Source organism: Citrobacter sp. KTE30 (assembly GCF_000398825.1).
GTDB lineage: Bacteria > Pseudomonadota > Gammaproteobacteria > Enterobacterales > Enterobacteriaceae > Citrobacter > Citrobacter freundii.
Genome location: NZ_KB976055.1, coordinates 2,008,950 through 2,031,669, shown reverse-complemented (window position 1 = coordinate 2,031,669; position 22,720 = coordinate 2,008,950). Strand labels below are relative to the sequence as shown.

At 51.4% G+C, this 22,720-nt stretch carries 25 protein-coding genes and 1 pseudogene; 13 read left to right on the top strand and 13 right to left on the bottom strand.

Annotated features, from left to right (window positions below):
* Positions 1-42: 42 nt before the first annotated feature.
* From tyrS to anmK, 4 genes are all read right to left on the bottom strand, one after another.
* Positions 43-1,317: a tyrosine--tRNA ligase gene (gene tyrS / locus WC1_RS13340; protein WP_003029168.1), complete on the bottom strand. Its 1,275-nt coding sequence runs from the start codon at positions 1,315-1,317 to the stop codon at positions 43-45.
* Positions 1,318-1,443: 126 nt separating this feature from the next.
* Positions 1,444-2,100 carry a pyridoxamine 5'-phosphate oxidase gene (pdxH, locus tag WC1_RS13345; protein WP_003029169.1) on the bottom strand — a complete coding sequence of 219 codons (657 nt, stop codon included), beginning with the start codon at positions 2,098-2,100 and terminating at the stop codon, positions 1,444-1,446.
* 59 nt (positions 2,101-2,159) lie between these two features.
* Positions 2,160-2,489, bottom strand: a complete 330-nt coding sequence (gene mliC / locus WC1_RS13350) for a C-type lysozyme inhibitor (protein ID WP_003029170.1) — start codon at positions 2,487-2,489, stop codon at positions 2,160-2,162.
* Between the two features lie 87 nt (positions 2,490-2,576).
* Positions 2,577-3,698 (bottom strand): anhydro-N-acetylmuramic acid kinase, encoded by a 1,122-nt coding sequence (gene anmK, locus WC1_RS13355; protein ID WP_003029171.1) that lies wholly within the window; start codon positions 3,696-3,698, stop codon positions 2,577-2,579.
* 274 nt (positions 3,699-3,972) lie between these two features.
* On the opposite strand from anmK, the gene slyB reads away from it, so the two are divergent.
* Positions 3,973-4,440 (top strand): outer membrane lipoprotein SlyB, encoded by a 468-nt coding sequence (slyB, locus tag WC1_RS13360; protein WP_003029175.1) that lies wholly within the window; start codon positions 3,973-3,975, stop codon positions 4,438-4,440.
* Positions 4,441-4,487: 47 nt separating this feature from the next.
* On the opposite strand, the gene slyA is transcribed toward slyB, so the two are convergent.
* On the bottom strand, positions 4,488-4,928 hold the full coding sequence (slyA, locus tag WC1_RS13365; protein ID WP_019076732.1) for a transcriptional regulator SlyA: 441 nt from the start codon (positions 4,926-4,928) through the stop codon (positions 4,488-4,490).
* A gap of 192 nt (positions 4,929-5,120) precedes the next feature.
* Here slyA and WC1_RS13370 point away from each other — a divergent pair, with 192 nt between their 5' ends.
* The 3 genes and pseudogenes from WC1_RS13370 (at position 5,121) to WC1_RS13380 (ending at position 8,260) form a co-directional block, all read left to right on the top strand.
* A complete protein-coding gene (locus tag WC1_RS13370; RefSeq protein ID WP_003029180.1) occupies positions 5,121-5,357 on the top strand; it encodes a DUF1656 domain-containing protein in 237 nt (78 codons plus the stop codon).
* A gap of 2 nt (positions 5,358-5,359) precedes the next feature.
* Positions 5,360-6,223, top strand: a complete 864-nt coding sequence (locus WC1_RS13375) for an efflux RND transporter periplasmic adaptor subunit (RefSeq protein ID WP_003836440.1) — start codon at positions 5,360-5,362, stop codon at positions 6,221-6,223.
* Positions 6,220-8,260 (top strand): annotated as a pseudogene (locus tag WC1_RS13380) (FUSC family protein). The gene WC1_RS13375 and the pseudogene WC1_RS13380 overlap by 4 nt, the downstream one beginning before the upstream one ends.
* Here WC1_RS13380 and sodC read toward each other — a convergent pair.
* From sodC to WC1_RS13395, 3 genes are all read right to left on the bottom strand, one after another.
* Positions 8,236-8,760, bottom strand: a complete 525-nt coding sequence (sodC, locus tag WC1_RS13385) for a superoxide dismutase [Cu-Zn] SodC (RefSeq protein ID WP_003029187.1) — start codon at positions 8,758-8,760, stop codon at positions 8,236-8,238. The pseudogene WC1_RS13380 and the gene sodC sit on opposite strands and share 25 nt — an antisense overlap.
* Positions 8,761-8,841: 81 nt before the next feature.
* Positions 8,842-9,738: an aldo/keto reductase gene (locus WC1_RS13390; protein ID WP_003029189.1), complete on the bottom strand. Its 897-nt coding sequence runs from the start codon at positions 9,736-9,738 to the stop codon at positions 8,842-8,844.
* A gap of 49 nt (positions 9,739-9,787) precedes the next feature.
* Complete coding sequence (locus WC1_RS13395; RefSeq protein ID WP_003029191.1) at positions 9,788-10,027, bottom strand: DUF1289 domain-containing protein; 240 nt, start codon at positions 10,025-10,027, stop codon at positions 9,788-9,790.
* A 101-nt stretch (positions 10,028-10,128) separates the two neighbouring features.
* Between WC1_RS13395 and WC1_RS13400 the strand changes: the two genes are divergently transcribed.
* The 4 genes from WC1_RS13400 (at position 10,129) to rnt (ending at position 13,128) form a co-directional block, all read left to right on the top strand.
* Positions 10,129-10,728, top strand: coding sequence for a TetR/AcrR family transcriptional regulator (locus WC1_RS13400; RefSeq protein ID WP_016150191.1), 600 nt, complete (start codon positions 10,129-10,131; stop codon positions 10,726-10,728).
* A 54-nt stretch (positions 10,729-10,782) separates the two neighbouring features.
* Positions 10,783-11,880, top strand: a complete 1,098-nt coding sequence (locus WC1_RS13405; protein WP_003029197.1) for an alkene reductase — start codon at positions 10,783-10,785, stop codon at positions 11,878-11,880.
* Between the two features lie 97 nt (positions 11,881-11,977).
* Complete coding sequence (gloA, locus tag WC1_RS13410; protein ID WP_003029198.1) at positions 11,978-12,385, top strand: lactoylglutathione lyase; 408 nt, start codon at positions 11,978-11,980, stop codon at positions 12,383-12,385.
* A gap of 95 nt (positions 12,386-12,480) precedes the next feature.
* A complete protein-coding gene (rnt, locus tag WC1_RS13415; protein ID WP_003029200.1) occupies positions 12,481-13,128 on the top strand; it encodes a ribonuclease T in 648 nt (215 codons plus the stop codon).
* A gap of 53 nt (positions 13,129-13,181) precedes the next feature.
* Here rnt and grxD read toward each other — a convergent pair whose 3' ends face one another.
* Positions 13,182-13,529 (bottom strand): monothiol glutaredoxin 4, encoded by a 348-nt coding sequence (grxD, locus tag WC1_RS13420; RefSeq protein WP_003832760.1) that lies wholly within the window; start codon positions 13,527-13,529, stop codon positions 13,182-13,184.
* A gap of 334 nt (positions 13,530-13,863) precedes the next feature.
* Here grxD and WC1_RS13425 point away from each other — a divergent pair, with 334 nt between their 5' ends.
* Positions 13,864-14,694, top strand: coding sequence for a C40 family peptidase (locus WC1_RS13425; protein ID WP_016150190.1), 831 nt, complete (start codon positions 13,864-13,866; stop codon positions 14,692-14,694).
* 127 nt (positions 14,695-14,821) lie between these two features.
* The gene (gene sodB, locus WC1_RS13430; RefSeq protein WP_003029205.1) at positions 14,822-15,403 is read left to right on the top strand and encodes a superoxide dismutase [Fe]; all 582 of its coding nucleotides are present in this window, start codon (positions 14,822-14,824) and stop codon (positions 15,401-15,403) included.
* 39 nt (positions 15,404-15,442) lie between these two features.
* Here the strand turns inward: sodB and WC1_RS13435 are convergent, their stop codons facing one another.
* Both WC1_RS13435 and cydH read right to left on the bottom strand, forming a co-directional pair.
* Positions 15,443-16,612, bottom strand: a complete 1,170-nt coding sequence (locus WC1_RS13435) for an MFS transporter (RefSeq protein WP_016150189.1) — start codon at positions 16,610-16,612, stop codon at positions 15,443-15,445.
* Between the two features lie 176 nt (positions 16,613-16,788).
* The gene (gene cydH / locus WC1_RS24685; protein ID WP_003029209.1) at positions 16,789-16,878 is read right to left on the bottom strand and encodes a cytochrome bd-I accessory subunit CydH; all 90 of its coding nucleotides are present in this window, start codon (positions 16,876-16,878) and stop codon (positions 16,789-16,791) included.
* Positions 16,879-17,175: 297 nt separating this feature from the next.
* Between cydH and purR the strand changes: the two genes are divergently transcribed.
* Positions 17,176-18,201, top strand: a complete 1,026-nt coding sequence (gene purR / locus WC1_RS13440) for an HTH-type transcriptional repressor PurR (RefSeq protein WP_003029211.1) — start codon at positions 17,176-17,178, stop codon at positions 18,199-18,201.
* Here the strand turns inward: purR and punR are convergent.
* Entirely contained in the window at positions 18,198-19,130 is a 933-nt protein-coding gene (gene punR / locus WC1_RS13445) for a DNA-binding transcriptional activator PunR (protein ID WP_016150188.1), read from the bottom strand. The two genes, purR and punR, sit on opposite strands and share 4 nt — an antisense overlap.
* 113 nt (positions 19,131-19,243) lie before the next feature.
* Between punR and punC the strand changes: the two genes are divergently transcribed.
* Both punC and cfa read left to right on the top strand, forming a co-directional pair.
* Positions 19,244-20,449, top strand: coding sequence for a purine nucleoside transporter PunC (punC, locus tag WC1_RS13450; protein WP_003836456.1), 1,206 nt, complete (start codon positions 19,244-19,246; stop codon positions 20,447-20,449).
* 290 nt (positions 20,450-20,739) lie between these two features.
* Positions 20,740-21,888, top strand: a complete 1,149-nt coding sequence (gene cfa, locus WC1_RS13455) for a cyclopropane fatty acyl phospholipid synthase (protein WP_016150187.1) — start codon at positions 20,740-20,742, stop codon at positions 21,886-21,888.
* Positions 21,889-21,929: 41 nt separating this feature from the next.
* Here cfa and WC1_RS13460 read toward each other — a convergent pair whose 3' ends face one another.
* Positions 21,930-22,577 carry a riboflavin synthase gene (locus tag WC1_RS13460; protein ID WP_003832752.1) on the bottom strand — a complete coding sequence of 216 codons (648 nt, stop codon included), beginning with the start codon at positions 22,575-22,577 and terminating at the stop codon, positions 21,930-21,932.
* Positions 22,578-22,720: the final 143 nt, after the last annotated feature.

Genomic DNA, 22,720 nt, shown 5'->3' with positions numbered 1-22,720 from the left:
AAATAAAGGGGCGTAGTTTCCCACGCCCCTGCTAACGCAATCTTACTTCCAGCAAATCAGACAATAGTTCTTCTTGCCACGGCGCAGTAAGGTATAGCGCCCGAACAGGATATCACTCTCCTGGAAGAAATATTCCGGATCGGACTGCTTCTCACCGTTGATGGTCACCGCGTTAGACGCAATGGTCTTACGGGCCTGACCGCGAGAAGGTTGCAGCTCGGAGTCTACCAGCGCCTGCATCAAATCGGCACCTTTATCCATCTCGATCATCGGCACGCCATCCTGCGCCAGCTGTTCGAAATCTGCTTCACTCAAATCGCTGAGATTGCCATTGAACAAGCTTTCGGTAATGCGTTTTGCCGCGACCAGACCTTCTTCACCGTGAACCAGACGCGTAACCTGTTCGGCCAGAACATACTGGGCACGCGGCGCTTTACCGCTGTTTTTATCTTCTTCTTCCAGCGCATTGATCTCTTCAATATCCATGAAAGTGAAGAATTTCAGGAAGCGATAAACGTCCGCATCGGCGGTGTTGATCCAGAACTGGTAGAATTTGTACGGACTGGTTTTCTTCGGATCCAGCCACACTGCGCCGCCTTCCGTCTTACCGAATTTGGTGCCATCAGCTTTAGTAATCAGTGGTACGGTCAGACCAAACACCTGATTCTGGTGCAGACGACGGGTCAAATCGATACCCGAAGTAATGTTACCCCACTGGTCAGAACCACCAATCTGCAGTGCCACGCCGTGCAGCTTATTCAGGCAGGCAAAGTCATAACCCTGCAGCAGATTGTAAGAAAACTCAGTAAAGGAGATCCCCTGATCGTCACGGTTCAGACGCTGCTTAACCGCTTCTTTGTTGATCATCTGGTTAACGGAGAAGTGTTTGCCGATATCACGCAGGAAAGTCAGTACGTTCATACCGCCAAACCAGTCGTAGTTGTTCGCAGCAATCGCCGAGTTGTCGCCACAGTCGAAATCGAGGAACGGTGCAACCTGTTTGCGGATTTTATCCACCCACTCCTGCACAGTGTCTTCGGTATTCAGTTTACGCTCGGCGGCTTTAAAGCTCGGGTCACCAATCAGACCGGTTGCGCCACCTACCAGTGCGACAGGCTTATGGCCTGCCTGCTGGAAGCGTTTCAGGCATAACAATGGAACCAGATGCCCCAAATGCAAGCTGTCAGCGGTAGGATCGAAGCCGCAATAGAGCGCGATCGGGCCTTGCGCCAGTCGCTCTGCTAACGCTTCCTCGTCCGTCACCTGGGCCACCAGCCCCCGCTCTTGCAATTGTTTAATCAAGTTACTGCTTGCCATCAAAATCTCCATGTATAAAACGACTGCACCTTTGCCGGTACACGACTTTTCGCCTGATGCGAAAGAAACATAGAATAAAGCGCCGGATTGATCAGCACCAGCGCTTAAAACAAGAAATTTGCATCTTTAGGGGGCCAGGCGATCAATTTTCCACGCGTTATCTTCGCGTTGGTATAAAAAACGATCGTGTAAGCGGTTTTCACCACCTTGCCAGAACTCCATTTGCTCAATACTCACGCGAAAGCCGCCCCAGAAACTGGGCAGCGGAACTTCTCCTTGCTGAAACTTCTGCTTCAACTCGAGAAATTTACTTTCAAGAATACCACGAGCTGAGATCCTGCTGGATTGCTTAGAGACCCAGGCGCCAATCTGGCTATCGCGTGGGCGACTGTGGAAGTATTTCACTACTTCTAACGTGGAGAGACGCTCAGCCTTGCCGATCACCATCACCTGCCGTTCCAGCGTATGCCAGGGAAATAAAAGGCTGATGCGTGGATTTTTCTCGATCTGATGCGCCTTACGGCTGCCAAGGTTGGTATAGAACACCAGCCCTTTGTCATCATAATGTTTGAGTAACACGATACGCTGATACGGCTGGCCATTTTCATCGACGGTCGCAACGACCATCGCGGTGGGATCGGCCAGTTTGGCGTCACAGGCTTGCCCCAGCCAGCGCTCAAACAGCGCAAGGGGTTCGGCGGGAAGATCGCGGCGGCGAAGACCGCCTTTCGTGTATTCACGGCGCAGATGCGCGATTTGCTGCAATTCGTCGTTATCAGACATGATGTTGGGCTACGGATTGTCAGTGGGTGACGCTATTGTGCGCCGCCCAGGTGAAAATCTCAACGCTTCGGGTTCTGTAACTGACAGTTATTTAGCACAATTCTGTCTCGTTTATAGACCGTTGCCTCGTCGCCTTTAGACCAGAAAACGTAGATCCCATCGGTATAGCGCGCACCTGATGCCGACACGCCCTGTTTGAGGTTCAATAGCTGATTATCATAAACAAAGCTTGCCGTCTGGCGGGTATTGTTCAGCTTGACGGTAAGCGGTTTTTCGTCGCAGCGGTATTCGAGCGTATCCGTTTGCATACGCTCAACAAATTGGTTGTATACGCTACACCCGCTAAGCAGTACCGGCAGACACACTAACAATAGTTTTTTCATAGCCATATCCTGAAGACTTTCCTGGTCCCGGAGGGTAATGGAACCCTCCCTAATATCCCTAGTTTACCGGCATACGGTGCTGAATAATTTCAGTTAACTCTGAGTTCGTGGGTTAGCAGGATAAATCGCCCCTAAAACGCTCGGCTCTGATGCGCCAGTCACAGAAGGCAGATTTCCAGGTAATCCGGCCAGTGTCCGCCACGCCAGCCAGGCAAAGGCTAACGCTTCCATATCATCGCCGCTGATCCCGGCTTCATCCGTTGAGGTGACCTCTGTTCCCGGCAATAGTGCCGCCAGACGCATCATCAGCAGCGGATTACGGCTTCCTCCACCGCAGACCATGAGCCGTTCACAACCGCCGCTTAGCAAGACCTGCTCTGAAATGGTCACCGCGGTCAGTTCGGCAAGCGTCGCCTGCACATCCCGCGGACTAATCCCCGGGAACTGCACCAGATGACGTTCTATCCAGCCATAATTGAAATACTCACGACCAGTACTTTTCGGCGCAGGCGCGGAGAAATAAGGGTCGTTAAGCATATTTTGCAGTAACGGCAGGATAACCATTCCCGAAATGGCCCACTGTGCATCTTTGTCGTAAGGTTGACCGCATTGCCGCCAGATCCAGGCATCCATCAGCATATTGCCCGGCCCGGTGTCGTATCCGCGAACGGGTTGTTGCGGAATAAGCAGAGACAGATTGGCAATCCCGCCGATGTTTAACACCATCCGCCGTTCCGTTGGATGTGCCAGCAGTGCCTGATGAAACGCGGGAACGAGCGGTGCACCCTGCCCGCCAAGGGCGATATCACGTCGACGAAAATCGCCGACTACGGTTATCCCTGTACGCGCAACAATCTGGTTGTTATCGCCAATTTGCAGCGTGTGTGGCGCAGCACCGTTCGGTTCATGCCACACGGTTTGCCCGTGGCAACCAATCGCAACGATATCCTGCGGTTTCAATTTTTCTTGCGCCAATAACGCATTCACTGCCTCAGCAAATAAATAACCGAGCTGTGCGTCCAACTGACCAAACTGAGAAAGTGTAAGCTGCTGCCCCTGGCAGATATCCAGAATCGCTTGTTTAACATGAATGGGGATGGGCCAGGTCAGACTCGCCTGCTGCGCAACCATCGTTTCATCTATTGTCGCCAGCACAACATCGACGCCATCAAGGCTGGTTCCAGACATTACACCGATAAAACGGCCCGATTTCATAGGTCATCCTTTTAAGCAAATTAGCCTTGACACTCAACCATAAAGTGTCGACTAATGCCATGCTTCCTTAATGATTTTTGGTGGCTAATCATTACAATGATCGTTTAATTACATCAATTACATGAATGATTCGTTTATACTCGGTTGATCCGATTTCGGTTAAGATTTTCATATTGTTCCAGTAGAACATGTGATCTTAGGCTCACAAATGCCATATAATTTAACCATGAAGGGTGCTTTATTAGCGTTTCGTGGTGACAAAGGAGATTTGTAAATGATTAAACGTGTGCTGATTGTTTCATTAATGGGCGTATCTTTAGCGGGTTGCGTTAACAATGATAGCCTTTCAGGTGACGTGTATACCGCATCCGAAGCGAAACAAGTTCAGAACGTTACCTACGGTACGATTGTTCATGTTCGTCCGGTGCAAATCCAGGGTGGCGATGACGCAAACGTGATTGGTGCTATTGGTGGTGCGGTACTCGGCGGGTTCCTCGGTAACACCGTCGGTGGCGGTACGGGTCGTTCATTAGCGACGGCTGCAGGCGCAGTTGCCGGTGGCGTAGCGGGTCAAGGCGTACAAGGTGCGATGAATAAAACCCAGGGTGTGGAACTGGAAATCCGTAAGGATGATGGTAATACCATCATGGTGGTTCAGAAACAGGGTGCGACCAAGTTTTCAGCCGGCCAGCGCGTTGTTATGGCTAACAACGGCAGCCAGGTTACCGTGTCTCCACGCTAATCAAATTCACGTGTGGTCAGCCCCTGGCCACACGTCATTTTTTTGCTTCAGCCCTGTGACTGCAGCTCAATAATATTGTGTTCCAGCCTGGCGACCAGTTTAATCAGCAGATCAATTTCCTCAGCTGAAATCCCTTCCAAAATTTCTCCACGCGTCTTGTTGATAACCGCTTCCATATCAGCGATCAGCGGCTCTGCTTTTTCTGTCAGTTTAATTCTCTTTGCCCGACGATCGCTGGCGCAAGTCTGTCGTGAAATGAGTCCCTTTTCCTCTAACTGGTCAAGCGTACGTACCAACGAAGGCTGCTCGATGCCAATCGCTTTAGCCAACTGAATCTGCGATTGATCCGGCGGCAACTGATGAATGTTGTGCAGCGTAACCCAATGCGTCTGCGTCAACTCCAGAGGTTTCAGGCGATGGTCAATCAGAGCACGCCAAATGCGCACCAACCGTGCCAGATCAGAACCTAATGGCGATTCCAATTTCATCTCCTTATAATTAGCTTGCTAAGTTATTGTGCTGATTTTAGAATAGTGTGCAGCATTTGTATTCCCAAAACAAATGTATTGCCAAATTTGCTTACCGGCTGACATTTTTTCAGACATCATGCGTTACGGAGACTCATTGTCTCTTTTTTGCTAAACCTATAGCAATGCTCTCTTCCGCCAAGGATTTTGCCCGTGAAGTTTATGTTTAATGCAACAGGATTGCCCCTACAAGATTTAATGATCGGCGCATCTGTCTACTTCCCTCCTGTTTTCAAGGCGATTGTAGCAGGCTTTATTCTCTGGTTGGTTGTTCATCGCCTACTGCGCGACTGGATTTACTCTGGCGAAATCTGGCATCCCTTGTTAATGGATCTGTCACTCTTTACGCTTTGCGTATGTCTGGCCTTTGTTATGCTGATAGCGTGGTGATTATGTCGCTTAAAACCGTTAAATACTTCTCCACTATTATAGTCGCTGCAATCGCAGTTTTCGCCGGATGGTGGATGTGGAATTACTATATGCAATCGCCCTGGACACGTGATGGCAAAGTGCGAGCTGAGCAGGTCAGCATTACACCACAGGTGTCAGGTAGCATTAGCGAACTCTATATAAAAGATAACCAGTTTGTGAATAAAGGCGATGTCCTTTTTATTATCGACAAGACACCATTTCACATTGCTGAACTGAATGCGCAAGCGCAACTTGCAAAAGCGCAGTCTGACCTGGCGAAAGCCAATAACGAAGCCAACCGCCGCCGTCATTTATCGCAAAATTACATCTCAGCCGAGGATCTGGATACCGCAAATCTCAACGTGAAAGCCATGCAGGCGAGTGTTGAAGCAGCAGAGGCCAGTCTGCGTCAGGCACAGTGGCAATTGACGCAAACGGTGGTCAAAGCCCCCGTAGCGGGCTGGGTCACCAATCTTTCAACCCGTCCCGGAGACTACGCTTCAACCGGAAAACCTCTGTTTGCTCTCGTCGACAGTCACTCTTTTTATGTAATGGGGTATTTTGAAGAAACTAAGTTGCGCCACATTCGCGAAGGTGCACCTGCCCTCATCACGCTCTACAGCGGTGATATAAAGTTACAGGGTCACGTTTCCAGTATTGGTCGTGCTATCTACGATCAAAGTGTGGAAAGTGATTCCGGCCTGATTCCAGATATCAAGCCCAACGTGCCGTGGGTGCGTCTGGCGCAGCGTATCCCGGTACGCATCGAATTCGACGCCCTGCCGCGGGATGTCACGCTGGTATCAGGTACAACCTGCAGCGTATCCATCGGCCAGCGTAAATGAAACTACCCCGCCTGACACCTGGCAATTTGCCGTGGTTTAAAGCCACGGCGGCACAGTGGCGTTATGCGCTGCGTAACACCATTGCGATGTGTCTGGCGTTAACTTTTGCTTATTATCTGAATCTGGACGAACCCTATTGGGCGATGACCTCAGCGGCGGTGGTCAGTTTTCCCACCGTTGGCGGGGTTATCAGCAAAAGTCTGGGTCGCGTGGCGGGGAGCTTACTGGGTGCCACCGCCGCATTGATTATTGCCGGTCATACCCTTAATGAGCCGTGGTTGTTCTTGCTGAGCATGTCGGTGTGGATCGGTTTTTGTACCTGGGCCTGTGCGCATTTCACCAATAACGTTGCCTACGCCTTTCAACTGGCGGGTTATACGGCGGCAATCATTGCGTTTCCCATGGTCAATACCGTGGAAATTACGCAGTTATGGGATATCGCGCAGGCACGCGTGTGCGAAGTCATCGTCGGTATCTTGTGTGGCGGTGTGATGATGATGATCCTGCCCAGCACCTCCGATGGCATCACGTTACTGACTGCATTGAAAAACATGCATTCACGTTTACTGGAACATGCCAGCCTACTCTGGCAACCAGAAACCACGGACGCCATTCGCACAGCCCATGAAAGTGTTATCGGTCAGATTCTTACCATGAACCTGCTGCGTATTCAGGCGTTCTGGAGCCACTACCGTTTTCGCCGACAAAATGCTTTGCTCAATTCACTGTTGCATCAGCAGTTAAGGATGACCAGCGTGATTTCCAGTCTGCGCAGGATGCTGCTGAACTGGCCTAATCCCCCGTCCAATACCCGGGAAATTATCGAGCAGTTGCTCAGCGAACTGATAAAATCCAATGCTAATAGCTACACCGTCGCACGTATTATTGCCCCACTGCGACCCGTCGATGCACGCGACTATCGACACGTCGCCTTCTGGCAACGACTGCGTTATTTTTGTCGGCTCTACCTGCGCAGCAGTCATTATCTGCATTTACTGGAAAATGGCGTTACCGCCGAGCGTATTAATATCGTCCGCACGCCGGGGCTTGCCCGTCATACCGATAATGCGGAAGCTATCTGGAGCGGGTTACGTACGTTCTGTACTTTGATGCTTATCGGCGCATGGAGCATTGGCGCACAATGGGAATCAGGCTCTGGCGCCCTCACGCTCGCCGCCATCAGCAGTGTGCTGTATTCCGCCGTTGCCACGCCGTTCAAGTCGCTTTCTTTGCTGATGCGCACGCTGGTTTTGCTGTCGCTGTTTAGCTTTGTGGTTAAGTTTGGCCTGATGGTGCAAATTTCCGACCTCTGGCAATTCATTCTCTTTCTCTTCCCGCTACTCGCCACCATGCAACTGTTAAAGCTGCAAATGCCAGCGCTGGCAGGTCTTTGGGGGCAACTGATTGTATTTATGGGTTCGTTTATCGCGGTGACCAATCCGCCGGTATATGATTTTGCTGATTTCCTGAATGACAATATGGCGAAAATCACTGGTGTGGCGCTGTCATGGCTGGCCTTCGCCATTCTGCGGCCCGGTTCGGATGCACGGAAAAGTCGCCGCCATATTCGCGCCCTGCGCCGAGATTTTGTCGATCAGCTCAGCCGACACCCATCACTCAGTGAAAACGAATTTGAATCGCTGACCTATCATCACGTCAGCCAGCTCAGCAGCAGTCAGGATGCGCTGGCTCGACGCTGGTTATTACGTTGGGGGGTCGTATTGCTGAACTGCTCGCACGTAGTGTGGCAACTGCGCACCTGGGAGGCGCGTTCGGATCCGCTGGCTCGCGTCAGGGACGTGTGTATCTCTCTGCTGCGCGATGTAATGAGCGAACGTGGCGTCCAGCAACGACCACTGAATGCCACGCTGAGTGAGCTACAACGCATTTGCGATGCGCTTGCCCACCATCATCAACCTGCTGCACAGGAGTTATCGGCATTGATCTGGCGGCTACACTGCTCGCTCTCACAACTCGAACAGGCGCCACCGCCGGGCACTCTCAGTAGTTGATTATTTGATAACACCACAGGCGTAGCGCGCTCCGCCACCGCCAAGCGGTTTCGGTTGATCGGACATATTATCGCCGCCCACATGGATCATCAGCGCTTTGCCTTTAACCTCATCGAGCGTTTTGAGGCGCGGCGCAATGACCGGTGTTGTGGCGTTTCCGTCGTTATTCACCACCAGCAGCGGCAGGTCACCCATATGACCTGCGCCTTCCGGGCCTTCGTGTTTGCCGGTTTGGTGCGGATCATAATGGCCTCCAGCCGATTCCGCGGCTGAGGCTTTCCCTTCTTTAATCGCCGGTTGGCAGCTGCCGTTCATATGCACGTGGAAGCCATGTTCTCCCGGCGGCAACGCTTTCAGATCGGGCGAAAACTCCAGCCCCTTTGCGGTTTCAGCAATAGTGACCGTACCAATCGCCTGGCCAACGCCTTGCGACGTGACCAGATTCATCGTCACTTTTTCTTCAATGGCAGCCTGCGCACCTGCACAGGCGAGTAGAGTGATGATGGCCAAACTCAAACGCTTCATAAGACCTCCGTCCAAAAGGTGTCTGATTGTTAAGTGTAAACCAGTGACGCAATTTTGAACGGAGATGCACCAAAAACACGATTAAGGTACGTCGTAACCCAGTGCAGCTTTACGAATGCGGAACCATTGCTGGCGAGACATGTTCAGCGTCTCAGACTCAATGGCGGCGCGTACGCGCTCTATTTTTCCTGAGCCTATAATCGGCAGCGGCTGAGACGGCAAACGTAAAATCCAGGCGTACACCACCTGTTCAATAGACTGCGCGTTTAGCTCTTCTGCGATCGCGGCAAGTTCATTTCGTAATGGCTGGAACGCATCGTCATTAAACAAGCGACCGCCGCCGAGGCAGGACCAGGCCATTGGACGAATACGCAACTGCTGCAGTTGATCTAAAGTGCCATCCAGCAGGAGCGGCTGATGTACCGGAGAGATTTCAACCTGGTTGGTCGCCAGCGTAAACGGCAGACGCGATTGCAACAATGAGAACTGTGCCGGGGTGAAATTAGAGACACCAAAGTGACGCACTTTGCCACTGTGGTGCAATTTTTTGAAAGCGTCGGCGACGTCGTCAGCATCCATAAGCGGATCGGGGCGGTGGATCAGCAACAGATCAATATGATCGGTCGCCAGCAGCTTCAGCGATTCTTCCGCACTGGCAATAATATGCGCGCTGTCGGTAATGTAATGGCCCAGCGCATTTTCCGCGCGCGCCGTCGTCGCGATCCCGCATTTGGTCACAATCTGCATTTTTTCACGCAAATGGGGAGCCAGTTTCATAGCCTCACCAAACGCCGCTTCACACTGATATCCACCGTAGATATCGGCGTGATCGACGGTGGTCACGCCCAAATCCAGATGCTCTTCAATAAAGCTGACTAGCTGGCGCGCGGACATATTCCAGTCCATCAGGCGCCAGTACCCCATCACAAAGCGAGAAAATTCCGGGCCTTGCGGCGCAATAGTAATACGCTGAACCATAGCAGCTTCCTTTTAAGTGAATGTGCCTCGAGTATACGCAATTACGCTTTTAAAAGAGTGAAGGTTGTTGCGGTTCTTCCGAAGGGTTGGCTTTGTTCGCACGTAATTTACGCATCAGGCGCTGACGACAAAGCCGTAGCACTTCCTGCTTTTGGGCATCGCTCATCTTTTGCCAGTTAAAACGCTCATCCCGACTGCGAAAACAGCCACGGCAAAATCCGCGTTCGTCAGACTGACATATTCCACGGCATGGGCTCTGGACGGGGAAAAACTCCAGCTGTTCGGCCACATCCCCTCCTTTAGTAAGATTGATATACTTATTGAAGACGTTAACTGAATTTCTCGCAAGCGCTATTGCATTAGACCGACTGGTCTATTACACTCCTGTTCATGAACAAAATCACTGAACACGATACACGCGAACATCTGCTGGCGACTGGCGAACTGCTGTGTATGCAGCGCGGCTTCACCGGCATGGGTTTAAGCGAACTACTGAAAACCGCTGAAGTACCCAAAGGTTCGTTTTATCATTACTTTCGCTCTAAAGAAGCGTTCGGTGTCGCGATGCTGGAACGCCACTACGCGGCCTATCATCAGCGACTGGCTACACACTTTGATACGGGTGCGGGAAACTACCGCGACCGCATTCTGGCCTACTATCAGGAAACCCTGAACCAGTTTAGCCAGCACGGCATTATTAGCGGCTGTTTAACTGTAAAACTGTCTGCCGAAGTGTGCGATCTGTCAGAAGATATGCGCACAGCGATGGATAAAGGCGCGCGGCACATTATTGTGCTGTTAGCGCAGGCGCTGGAGAAAGGTCAGGCCAACCATTGCCTGTCTTTTGTTGGCGAGCCGTTACAGCAGGCGCAGGTACTGTATGCGCTGTGGCTTGGCGCCAACCTGCAGGCCAAGATTTCTCGTAGCGCCACTCCGCTGGAAAATGCGCTGGCGCACGTTAAAAACATCATCACAACGCCTGCCGTTTAACAGGCGTTTTTATTTTCCTTATTACTAGACGACCGGTCTATTCAGGAGTGCCACATGTCATCTGAAAAACTGTTTTCCCCACTGAAAGTGGGTGCCATTACGGCAGCAAACCGCGTATTCATGGCGCCACTGACGCGTCTGCGCAGTATTGAGCCTGGCGACATCCCTACTCCGCTGATGGCCGAGTATTACCGTCAACGCGCCAGCGCGGGTCTTATTATCAGCGAAGCGACGCAGATTTCCGCACAGGCGAAAGGTTATGCCGGAGCACCCGGCTTACACAGCGAAGCGCAAATTGCCGCATGGAAGAAAATCACCGCTGCCGTACACGCTGAGCAAGGTCATATTGCTGTCCAGTTGTGGCACACCGGACGCATCTCTCACGCCAGTCTGCAGCCAAATGGTCAAGCTCCAGTTGCACCTTCCGCGATCAGTGCTGGAACCCGCACCTCGCTGCGCGATGAAAACGGCCTGGCAACGCGTGCCGATACCTCAATGCCACGTGCGCTGGAAACCGAAGAGATTCCGGGCATCGTTAATGACTTCCGTCAGGCGATAGCCAACGCGCGCGAAGCGGGTTTCGACATGGTTGAACTGCACTCTGCCCACGGCTACCTGCTGCACCAGTTCCTGTCGCCAACCTCTAATCAGCGAACCGATCAATACGGCGGTAGCGTCGAAAATCGTGCGCGTCTTGTGCTGGAAGTGGTTGATGCCGGTATTAAAGAATGGGGTGCCGATCGTATTGGTATTCGCGTCTCCCCGATTGGCTCATTCCAGAACGTTGACAACGGTCCGAACGAAGAAGCCGATGCGCTGTATCTGATTGAACAATTGGGCAAGCGTGGAATCGCTTACCTGCACATGTCTGAGCCGGACTGGGCCGGTGGCGAGCCGTATTCCGATGCGTTCCGCGAAAAAGTTCGCGCGCGCTTCCACGGTCCTATCATTGGTGCTGGTGCCTACACCCCTGAAAAGGCAGAAGCGCTGATCGAGAAAGGTCTGATCGACGCCGTTGCTTTTGGTCGTGCCTATATTGCTAACCCGGATCTGGTGGCGCGTCTGCAACGCAAAGCGGAGCTGAATCCACAACGTGCTGAGAGCTTCTACGGCGGCGGCGCGGAAGGTTACACCGACTATCCTACCCTCTAACGTCACAATCTCCGTTCTGCCATTGATAGCGGCGTAACAACGCCGCTATACTAAAACAACATTTTGAATGTATTAGCCATTTTCGAAGGGGAAAAAGATGCGTTTACTCCATACCATGCTGCGCGTGGGTGACCTGCAGCGTTCCATCGAGTTTTATACCAACGTGCTGGGCATGAAGCTGCTGCGTACCAGCGAAAACCCTGAATACAAGTACTCTCTGGCTTTTGTCGGCTACGGTCCTGAAACCAGTGAAGCCGTAATCGAACTGACCTATAACTGGGGTGTCGACAAGTATGAGCTGGGTACTGCCTATGGCCATATCGCCCTGAGCGTAGACAACGCGGCTGAAGCCTGTGAACGTATTCGCCAGAATGGCGGTAACGTAACGCGTGAAGCGGGTCCGGTAAAAGGCGGCACCACAGTGATTGCGTTCGTTGAAGATCCGGACGGCTATAAAATTGAGCTGATCGAAGAGAAAGACGCCGGGCGCGGCCTGGGCGACTAACTTCCCCCTCGGGCGCAGATCGTCTGTGCCCGTAGTTTTATACTCATCATTTTGCCATAATACGCGCTGCAATTTTCCCGTATTAAGAGACCCAGATGTCCGATAACGCTCAACTTTCCGGTCTGTGTGACCGTTTTCGTGGTTTTTATCCTGTCGTCATTGATGTCGAAACCGCAGGGTTCAATGCCAAAACCGATGCGCTGCTTGAGATTGCAGCCATCACACTGAAAATGGATGAACAAGGCTGGCTGATGCCGGACACGACGTTACATTTCCACGTAGAGCCGTTTGAAGGCGCGAATCTGCAGCCGGAGGCCCTCGCCTTTAACGGTATTGACCCGAACAATCCGCTACGCGGCGCGGTCAGCGAATATGACGCTCTGCATGCCATCTTCAAAATGGTGCGTAAAGGCATTAAAGACAGCGGCTGCAATCGGGCAATCATGGTGGCGCATAACGCTACGTTCGACCACAGTTTCATGATGGCAGCGGCAGAACGCGCCTCGCTGAAACGGAATCCGTTTCATCCGTTTGTCACCTTTGATACGGCGGCATTAAGCGGTCTGTCATTGGGGCAAACGGTGTTGTCAAAAGCGTGCCTGGCGGCGGGAATGGAGTTTGACGGGAATCAGGCACACTCGGCACTGTATGACACCGAACGTACGGCCGTGCTGTTTTGCGAAATCGTTAACCGCTGGAAACGTCTCGGTGGTTGGCCTCTTCCCGTGCCTGAAGAAGCATAACGGCGACATAAAAAAAGCGACCATTTCAGGTCGCTTTTTTACTTCTGCTGATATTACTCAGCGTCCGGCTCTTCGGTTTTGTATTTCGCAGCTGTTTCTTTAATCAGCTGCTGCAACTCACCGCGCTGGTACATTTCGATCAAAATGTCACAACCGCCAACCAGCTCACCATCAACCCACAGTTGTGGGAAAGTTGGCCAGTTTGCATATTTCGGCAGTTCGGCGCGAATATCCGGGTTCTGCAGAATATCAACGTAAGCAAAGCGTTCACCACAGGCTGACAGCGCCTGCACAGCCTGAGCGGAGAAACCGCAGCTTGGCAGTTTAGGAGAACCTTTCATGTACAGGAGAATCGGGTTTTCAGCGATCTGGCGCTGGATTTTTTCGATAGTGGTGCTCATTATCTTGCTTCCTTAAACTTCTTTTACGGCAGTAGTCTGACATTGTAACGGGTCAGACAGGCAACGGAAAATAACATTTTCATTACGCGTTATTATTTTATCCCCTGACGCTAAAAGTTGCATTCATAATCTCATTTATCCCCTTCAAACATGTGGATTTGATTATCTGTTCACCAACTCTAACGTTAATTGATGTTTTTTTTTGCGGTCGGTTACGAAACATAGTTTTAAACAAAAAAAGCTATTAACTTTCCCTCTTTCTATAGATTAGAATCGTCAAGTTTTGAAAATCACACGCAGGCACGATAGACCTGCCTTACCAGAGGACTGCTCAGTGGCGCGGATAAACCGAATCTCGATCACGCTCTGTGCTTTACTTTTTACTACACTGCCCTTTACGCCTATGGCTCATGCTTCCAAGCAAGCCAGGGCGACACCTACCAATTCTCACACCATCAAAACGGTAGATAAAAAGAAAAGCGCAACAACCAGCCAAAAAACAACAAAGACCAGCAAGAAAACGGCGACAAAAACCACCAGTAAAACCAGCACCAAAACCGCTTCCTCTTCTAAAAAACGCACTGCCACTCCGGCAAAGTCGACTAAAACTGCAAATCGTCGTGGTAAAACTGCCGTAGCACAAACCGCAACTGTTACCTGGACTGAAAAATGCACACCGCGCAAAGGTCATAAACCACGCTGCGTGAAGGTGAAAACCACTGCACCAACTACGCTTGCTGACGCCCATAAAGTGAAAGTGCAGAAAGCGACTAAAACCGCTATGTCCACTTTGATGAACCAAATCGGTAAACCTTATCGTTGGGGCGGTTCCTCGCCAAGAACCGGGTTTGACTGCAGCGGTCTGGTTTATTACGCCTATAAAGATCTTGTGAAGTTCCGCATTCCGCGTACCGCGAACGAAATGTATCATCTGCGTGATGCCGCACCGATTGAACGTGGCGAACTGAAAAATGGCGATCTGGTCTTCTTTCGTACCCAGGGTCGCGGAACGGCCGATCACGTCGGCGTCTATGTCGGAAACGGTAAGTTTATTCAGTCACCGCGTAGCGGGCAGGAAATTCAAATCACCTCTCTGAGCGAAGATTACTGGCAGCGCCACTATGTGGGCGCTCGTCGGGTAATGACGCCAAAAACAATTCGCTAAAAACTTACCCTACAGAACACACTGTAGGGTAAGTTCTTCTTTTGCATAACCTTTCAATTTGCTACCCTATCCTTACTCACAATGAGGCTATTGTGTGTACTCAATATAAATAATAAGGAGAGAAGCAATGTCGTTTGAATTACCTGCATTACCGTATGCCAAAGATGCTCTGGCACCGCACATTTCTGCCGAAACGCTGGAATATCACTATGGCAAACACCATCAAACCTACGTGACCAATCTGAACAATCTGATTAAAGGCACGGCGTTTGAAGGCAAATCACTGGAAGAGATCGTTCGTAGCTCTGAAGGCGGTGTATTCAATAACGCAGCACAAGTATGGAACCACACGTTCTACTGGAACTGCCTGGCACCGAACGCAGGTGGCGAACCAACCGGTAAACTGGCCGATGCAATTGCCGCCTCCTTTGGCAGCTTTGCAGATTTCAAAGCGCAGTTCACCGATGCCGCTATCAAAAACTTCGGTTCTGGCTGGACCTGGCTGGTTAAAGGAACTGATGGCAAACTGGCTATCGTCTCCACCTCCAACGCAGGTACTCCGCTGACCACCGACGCGACGCCGCTGATGACCGTTGACGTATGGGAACACGCCTACTACATCGACTATCGCAATGCCCGTCCTGGCTACCTGGAACATTTCTGGGCGCTGGTGAACTGGGAATTTGTTGCGAAGAACTTCGCAGCATAAAAAAGATAACGCAGAAGGGCTTCCTTCTGCGTTTTTGCATTAATTCGTGGTCGTGAAAGCCTCTTCTGGCTGTCTTCTTGCGGAAATAAACACCAGCAGCAGCGCAAGACCCGCCACAATCGCCCCCATCACTGGCACAAAACTGTAGCCCAGGCCGCCTGATATCACCGCCCCACCGGCCGCTGCACCCAGAGCGTTCCCCAGATTAAACGCGCCAATATTGACTGACGATGATAATCCAGGTGCTTCACTGGCAACGCGCATCACACGCATCTGCAACGGTGGAACGACCGCGAACGTCGCCGCGCCCCAGACCACCATACTGATCGCCGCCCCCAGCTCATTACTCGCAAGGAAAGGAATGGCCAGCATAATAACCATCAGCAGCAGTAAAAAGCCTTTCAACGTACCGTTGACTGAACGGTCAGCAAACTTGCCACCAAAGTAGTTACCGATCGAGAAACCAATGCCTATCAACACCAGCATCCCGGTAACAAATGCCGGAGTGGCATGAGTGATAGTATGCAGAACCGGCGAGATGTAGGTATAAAGCGTGAACATCGCCCCAGCACCCAGTACGGTAGTCAGTAACGCCGACAACACCTGTGGGCGCATAAGTACCGCCAGTTCGCTGCGAACATCCGGGCGCTCTCCCGCTCCCCCCTTGGGTAAGGAGAAGAACAGGCTGACCATAGCAATGACGCCCAGACCCGCAGTGGCCATAAATGACATGCGCCAGCCGATGGTTTCACCAAGCCATGTCGCCGCCGGAACGCCGCCAATATTGGCGATGGTTAACCCCATAAACATCGTTGCTACGGCGCTGGCCTGCTTATGTTTGGGTACAACACTGGCAGCAACCACTGAACCGAGACCAAAAAAGGCCCCATGGTTAAGACTGGTCAAAATACGCGATAGCATTAGCGTGGTGTAATCCGGCGAGATAGCAGAAAGCACATTACCCAGCGTGAAAATCGCCATCAGGAATATCAAAGCATTACGTCGCGCGCGATGAGACAGCAGCAATGTCATCAGCGGTGCACCTACCATCACACCTACCGCATAGGCGCTGATCAGCATGCCGGCCGCCGGAATCGAGACATCCACACCTTTGGCTATGACGGGCAATAATCCCATTGGCGAAAATTCGGTGGTGCCAATGCCAAACGCTCCGATCGCCAGCGCCAGTAAAGGATAATTGAGTTTCATATTGCGACTCCGTAACGTCGAGCCGTGGCGCGACATAAAATAAGAGTCAAAAGCATGACATTGATCGCAAAATTAATAAAGTTAACAAAATTGCAAAAGACTTTTGCTAATTCGCAAACAATAGAAGAGATAGACGAGCGGAAAGAGTGAGGGAGAGCTAACTCCCTCGGGGGAAATCAATGCAGCGCTGCGGTCAGGCCACCCGCGACGATCAAACCCAGAACAATAATGGTAGTCACTAACGAAAATTTCAGATCGGTGCTCATCAAGTTTTCTCCTTTTTATTCCCACACAAAAAGTGATATTGCGCATTTTTACACACTTGAAAGCAAAAATCTCTCACGATTTATATTGATAACTGCTTTTAACTCTTCCCCTTTTCGTTAAGATCAGACAAAATTCCACGCTTACTTGATTAGCGTACCGGCCATTGACCCCTTCCTGACGTTCCGTGTCGTTTTCCCGGCGTGCCGCAACCCTTACGTTGCGCTAAGGGTGTGTAAAGGCAAACGTTTACCTGGAGTATTCTCAGGAGCTTAGGATATGGTCTGGAGTGAGATGTAATGGCAACAATTAAAGATGTAGCGAAGCGAGCAAACGTTTCCACTACAACCGTATCACACGTAATTAACAAGACGCGCTTTGTCGCGGAAGAAACGCGTAATGCTGTCTGGGCAGCGATCAAAGAACTGCACTATTCTCCGAGCGCAGTTGCCCGCAGCCTGAAGGTGAATCACACCAAGTCTATTGGCTTGCTGGCGACCAGCAGCGAAGCGGCCTATTTCGCAGAAATTATCGAAGCCGTGGAGAAAAACTGTTTCCAGAAAGGCTATACGCTGATTCTGGGTAACGCATGGAACAGTCTCGAAAAGCAGCAGGCCTATCTGTCGATGATGGCGCAAAAGCGCGTTGATGGTCTGCTGGTGATGTGTTCTGAGTATCCGGAGTCGCTGCTTTCGATGCTCGAAGAGTATCGCCATATTCCGATGGTCGTCATGGACTGGGGCGAAGCTAAAGCCGACTTTACCGATACGGTCATTGATAACGCCTTCGAAGGCGGTTACATGGCGGGTCGGTATCTGGTAGAACGCGGTCATCGTGAAATTGGCGTGATCCCAGGTCCAATGGAACGTAATACCGGGGCCGGGCGTCTGGCGGGCTTTATGAAAGCGATGGAAGAAGCGCTGATTAAAGTGCCTGATAACTGGATTGTCCAGGGCGATTTCGAGCCTGAGTCCGGCTATCGCGCCATGCAGCAAATTCTGTCGCAATCGCATCGTCCGACCGCTGTCTTCTGCGGTGGCGATATTATGGCGATGGGTGCGCTGTGCGCCGCTGACGAAATGGGTCTGCGCGTACCACAGGATGTCTCACTCATCGGCTACGACAACGTGCGCAACGCCCGCTTCTTCACGCCGGCCTTAACGACCATTCACCAGCCGAAGGATTCACTAGGTGAAACGGCCTTCAACATGCTGTTAGACCGTATCGTGAATAAACGTGAAGAGTCACAGTCTATCGAGGTGCATCCACGTCTGGTTGAGCGTCGCTCCGTTGCCGACGGTCCGTTCCGCGATTATCGCCGTTAAGCCTGTTGTGCGGGAGTCTCATCTGGCTCCCGCAGCCATTCCTTGTTCAACGTTTCACTATCCCCTAAATAGTCCAGCAGCCAACTCAATGCCGGTGACGTATCGTTCTGCTGCCATGTCAGACAGCATGCGGCATCAGGAAAGGGGTTCTCCAGTTGCAGCGCAACCCACTTGCCGCTATCGATCCACGGCTTGGCAAAATGCGTCGGTACCATGCCCACGCATAATCCCGCGGACAAACAGGTCGCAGAAGATTCCCAGTCGGGCACGACGACGCGTTTTTGGTTATCCAGCAGCCAGGTAATACGCTTTGGCAGCGTACGGGAGGTATCTTCGCGTACCAGTGACGGCCAGTTGCGCAACGTATCATCACTTAGCGGTCCGGGCATTGACGCCAGTGGATGATGGCCGGCTACCACGCAGCTCCAGCTCAGCATTCCCATATCGCGGAAGGTATAGCGCCCCCCTACCGGAATCGCCTGTGTGGCGCCGATGGCCAGCTCCACGCGTCCATCGGACAGCGCGTCCCATACGCCGTTAAACACTTCCTGAAAAACTAACAACTCCACATCATCAAAGTGACGGTAAAAATCCACGATCATCTGTCGGGTACGATCCGGGCGGACAATGTTATCGACTGCGATCGCCAGCTGTCCGCGCCAGCCGTTGGCAATTTGCTGGCATTGCTGGCGCGTGATCTGCATTTTTTTGATAACAGAGCGACCTTCTTTTAAAAACCATGCCCCGGCAGGCGTTAATTCCACATCCCGATGGCGTCGCTCAAAAAGTGGTACCGCTAGCCACTCTTCCAGTTGGCGCACAGTGTAGCTTACCGCCGAAGGTACACGGTGTAACTCCTGCGCGGCCGAACTAAAGCTACCGTTACGCGCAACCGCATCAACCACTTCAAGTGAATATTCCGACCACATATTCTGCCTGCAAAAATTTTGAAATCAGTAAGCAAATATTAGCGTTTCACAGCGAGAATTACACTCACTACACTCAGCGGCATTGTTCTACTGCTAAAAAAAGAGAAATGATGATGCAACCTGGGAAAGGGTTTTTAGTCTGGCTGGCGGGCCTTAGCGTGCTCGGCTTTCTGGCAACAGATATGTATCTGCCCGCCTTCGCCGCAATTCAGTCCGATCTGCAAACGCCTGCATCTGCCGTCAGCGCTAGCCTGAGCTTGTTCTTAGCCGGTTTTGCCGTCGCACAACTGCTGTGGGGACCGCTCTCTGACCACTATGGTCGCAAGCCTATTTTGCTGCTGGGTTTATCTATTTTCGCACTGGGCAGTCTGGGCATGCTGTGGGTTGAAAACGCCACAGGCCTGCTGGTGCTGCGATTTGTTCAGGCCGTTGGCGTCTGTGCAGCATCGGTTATCTGGCAAGCGCTGGTTACCGACTATTATCCTTCACAAAAAGTAAACCGCATCTTTGCCACCATTATGCCGCTGGTCGGGTTATCACCTGCCCTCGCCCCGTTATTAGGTAGTTGGATCCTGGTACATTTTTCCTGGCAGGCCATTTTTGCCACCCTATTCGCCATTACTCTGATTCTGATGCTTCCGGCGCTGCGTTTAAAGCCTACAGCTAAAGCACGCGATGACAGCCAGGATAAACTGACTTTCACCACCTTGCTGCGCTCGAAAACTTACCGTGGAAACGTGCTGATTTATGCCGCCTGTTCCGCGAGCTTTTTTGCATGGCTGACGGGTTCCCCGTTCATCCTTAGCGAAATGGGTTATAGCCCAGCGGTAATTGGTCTGAGCTATGTTCCGCAAACTATCGCCTTTTTAATCGGTGGTTACGGCTGTCGTGCTGCGCTGCAAAAATGGCAGGGTCGTCAGCTGCTGCCCTGGTTACTCATTCTGTATGCCTTCAGCGTTGTAGGCACCTGGGCGACCGGCTTTATTCATCATGTCGCATTGGCTGAAATCCTGATCCCATTCTGCGTTATGGCGATTGCGAACGGCGCAATCTACCCTATCGTTGTCGCGCAGGCATTACGCCCTTTCCCACAGGCCACTGGACGCGCTGCCGCATTGCAGAATACGCTGCAACTGGGTTTATGCTTCCTGGCAAGCCTTGTCGTTTCCTGGTTGATTGCTACCCCGCTGCTCACCACTACCAGCGTTATGCTGACCACGGTATTGCTGGCTGCTGTAGGTTACAAAATGCAATCGCAGAAAACTGACGCCCCGCAAACAGATGACCGCGCGCAAATTGCCCACGGAGAGTCTCACTAATAATTGTCGCGGGCAATTAATTAGCCCGCTAAGAATTATCGGTTGAATCGTCAAAAATTCAGGCCTATACTGATTTCCGGATGTTAAAAAAACGATAATTTTTATGTGTTAACGGGAACAAGAATGTTCCCGTATTCCCACGGATGGTCTTTTCGGCAAGGGTTCCTCCCTTCCTCTGTTCTACGTCGGATTATAGATTCACGGATTAATTCCGTGAGATTTCTCACAAAGCCCAAAAAAGCGTCTACGCTGTTTTAAGGTTCTGATCACCGACCAGTGATGGAGAAGCTATGAGTTCATCGTGTATAGAAGACGTCAGCGTACCGGATGATGACTGGTACCGCATCACCAATGAATTATTGAGCCGTGCAGGCATTACCATTAATGGCCCGGCACCGGCGGATATTCGCGTAAAGAACCCCGATTTTTTCAAACGAGTATTGCAGGAAGGATCGTTAGGGTTGGGTGAAAGTTATATGGATGGCTGGTGGGAATGCGACCGGCTGGATATGTTTTTTAGTAAAGTCCTGCGCGCCGGTCTTGAAAACCAACTCCCCCGCCACTTCAAAGATACGTTACGAATTGCCGCTGCTCGCTTGTTCAATTTGCAGACCAAAAAGCGTGCATGGGTTGTCGGCAAAGAACATTACGATTTAGGCAACGATCTCTTTACTCGCATGTTGGACCCCTATATGCAGTATTCCTGCGCCTACTGGAAAGATGCCGATACCCTGGAATCTGCCCAGCAGGCGAAGCTAAAAATAATTGCTGAAAAATTGCAGTTGAAGCCAGGGATGCGGGTGCTCGATATAGGCTGCGGCTGGGGCGGCTTATCCCAGTTTATGGCATCGCAATATGGCGTAAGCGTGGTGGGTGTAACCATTTCGGCAGAACAGCAGAAAATGGCGCAGTCACGGTGTGCGGGGCTTGATGTCACAATTTTGCTGCAGGATTATCGTGACCTGAATGACAAATTCGATCGTATTGTTTCCGTCGGCATGTTTGAGCATGTAGGGCCGAAAAACTACGCCACCTATTTTGACGTGGTCGATCGCAATTTAAAACCGGATGGTCTCTTTTTACTGCATAGCATCGGCTCCAAAAAGACCGACAATAACGTTGATCCGTGGATCAATAAATATATCTTCCCGAACGGCTGTTTACCATCAGTTCGCCAGATTGCCAACGCCAGCGAGCCACATTTTGTAATGGAAGACTGGCATAATTTTGGCGCGGATTACGACACGACGCTGATGGCCTGGCACGAACGTTTCATTAACTCCTGGCCTGAAATCGCCGATAACTATACCGAACGTTTCAAGCGGATGTTCAGCTATTATCTGAACGCTTGTGCCGGAGCGTTTCGAGCTCGCGATATTCAGTTATGGCAGGTGGTATTTTCTCGCGGCGTTGAACACGGCCTGCGCGTTCCCCGTTAATCGTTATCGCCCCCGTATCAACGAGGGCTTAACTCTCAGGCTTAGGCTCCCGCTTCGCCCGTTATGTTGCTGATGGCGCTTTCACGCGCCGCCAGTACACGCTCAACAGTATCAACCACCGCCTGCGTTTGGGGATCGATTTCGATATTGACCCTTGCGCCCAGCTTTTTCTTGCCAAGCGTCGTACGCTCCAGCGTTTCCGGGATCAAGTGCACACAGAAACGCGTCGGCGTCACTTCACCGACCGTCAGACTGATACCGTCAATACCAATAAATCCTTTGTACAGGATATATTTCATCAGCGACGGGTCCTGGACTTTAAACCACACCTGACGGTTATTCTCCGAGGTCAGAATTTTCGACACTTCGGCAGTGGTCATAATATGGCCCGACATTAAATGTCCGCCAATCTCATCACTGAATTTTGCCGCACGCTCAACGTTAACCAAATCACCGACCTTCAGATCGCCCAGATTGGTGATACGCAGCGTTTCTTTCATCAGGTCAAAGCTTATCTGGTTACCGTTAATTTCGGTGACCGTCAGGCAGCACCCATTGTGGGCAACCGATGCGCCGGTCTCCAGCGCATCCAGCATATATTCAGGCAACTCCACAACATGCGTACGAAAATTTGGTTTTTCATCAATGGACACCAATTTTGCGGTGCCCTGCACAATACCCGTAAACATACTTCCTACTCCTGAACTCAATTAAGACATCTCTGCACAGCACAATAGCAGGTGGAAATTCAGGTTGCCAGCAATGCGCCACCAGCGCCTGTTTTTTCACTGGAGAATTACGTATTCCTCGCTACAATAGACTGAAATTTCCC

Bases quoted from the DNA above. Each gene is read 5' to 3' on its own strand.
- slyB (WP_003029175.1), top strand. From the start codon at position 3,973: ATGATTAAACGTGTGCTGATTGTTTCATTAATGGGCGTATCTTTAGCG.
- WC1_RS13390 (WP_003029189.1), bottom strand. From the start codon at position 9,738: ATGGTTCAGCGTATTACTATTGCGCCGCAAGGCCCGGAATTTTCTCGC.
- rnt (WP_003029200.1), top strand. From the start codon at position 12,481: ATGTCCGATAACGCTCAACTTTCCGGTCTGTGTGACCGTTTTCGTGGT.
- pdxH (WP_003029169.1), bottom strand. From the start codon at position 2,100: ATGTCTGATAACGACGAATTGCAGCAAATCGCGCATCTGCGCCGTGAA.
- sodC (WP_003029187.1), bottom strand. From the start codon at position 8,760: ATGAAGCGTTTGAGTTTGGCCATCATCACTCTACTCGCCTGTGCAGGT.
- purR (WP_003029211.1), top strand. From the start codon at position 17,176: ATGGCAACAATTAAAGATGTAGCGAAGCGAGCAAACGTTTCCACTACA.
- tyrS (WP_003029168.1), bottom strand. From the start codon at position 1,317: ATGGCAAGCAGTAACTTGATTAAACAATTGCAAGAGCGGGGGCTGGTG.
- WC1_RS13405 (WP_003029197.1), top strand. From the start codon at position 10,783: ATGTCATCTGAAAAACTGTTTTCCCCACTGAAAGTGGGTGCCATTACG.
- cydH (WP_003029209.1), bottom strand. From the start codon at position 16,878: ATGAGCACCGATCTGAAATTTTCGTTAGTGACTACCATTATTGTTCTG.
- grxD (WP_003832760.1), bottom strand. From the start codon at position 13,529: ATGAGCACCACTATCGAAAAAATCCAGCGCCAGATCGCTGAAAACCCG.
- WC1_RS13435 (WP_016150189.1), bottom strand. From the start codon at position 16,612: ATGAAACTCAATTATCCTTTACTGGCGCTGGCGATCGGAGCGTTTGGC.
- sodB (WP_003029205.1), top strand. From the start codon at position 14,822: ATGTCGTTTGAATTACCTGCATTACCGTATGCCAAAGATGCTCTGGCA.
- anmK (WP_003029171.1), bottom strand. From the start codon at position 3,698: ATGAAATCGGGCCGTTTTATCGGTGTAATGTCTGGAACCAGCCTTGAT.
- slyA (WP_019076732.1), bottom strand. From the start codon at position 4,928: ATGAAATTGGAATCGCCATTAGGTTCTGATCTGGCACGGTTGGTGCGC.
- punC (WP_003836456.1), top strand. From the start codon at position 19,244: ATGCAACCTGGGAAAGGGTTTTTAGTCTGGCTGGCGGGCCTTAGCGTG.
- WC1_RS13400 (WP_016150191.1), top strand. From the start codon at position 10,129: ATGAACAAAATCACTGAACACGATACACGCGAACATCTGCTGGCGACT.
- punR (WP_016150188.1), bottom strand. From the start codon at position 19,130: ATGTGGTCGGAATATTCACTTGAAGTGGTTGATGCGGTTGCGCGTAAC.
- WC1_RS13460 (WP_003832752.1), bottom strand. From the start codon at position 22,577: ATGTTTACGGGTATTGTGCAGGGCACCGCAAAATTGGTGTCCATTGAT.
- WC1_RS13375 (WP_003836440.1), top strand. From the start codon at position 5,360: ATGTCGCTTAAAACCGTTAAATACTTCTCCACTATTATAGTCGCTGCA.
- mliC (WP_003029170.1), bottom strand. From the start codon at position 2,489: ATGGCTATGAAAAAACTATTGTTAGTGTGTCTGCCGGTACTGCTTAGC.
- gloA (WP_003029198.1), top strand. From the start codon at position 11,978: ATGCGTTTACTCCATACCATGCTGCGCGTGGGTGACCTGCAGCGTTCC.
- cfa (WP_016150187.1), top strand. From the start codon at position 20,740: ATGAGTTCATCGTGTATAGAAGACGTCAGCGTACCGGATGATGACTGG.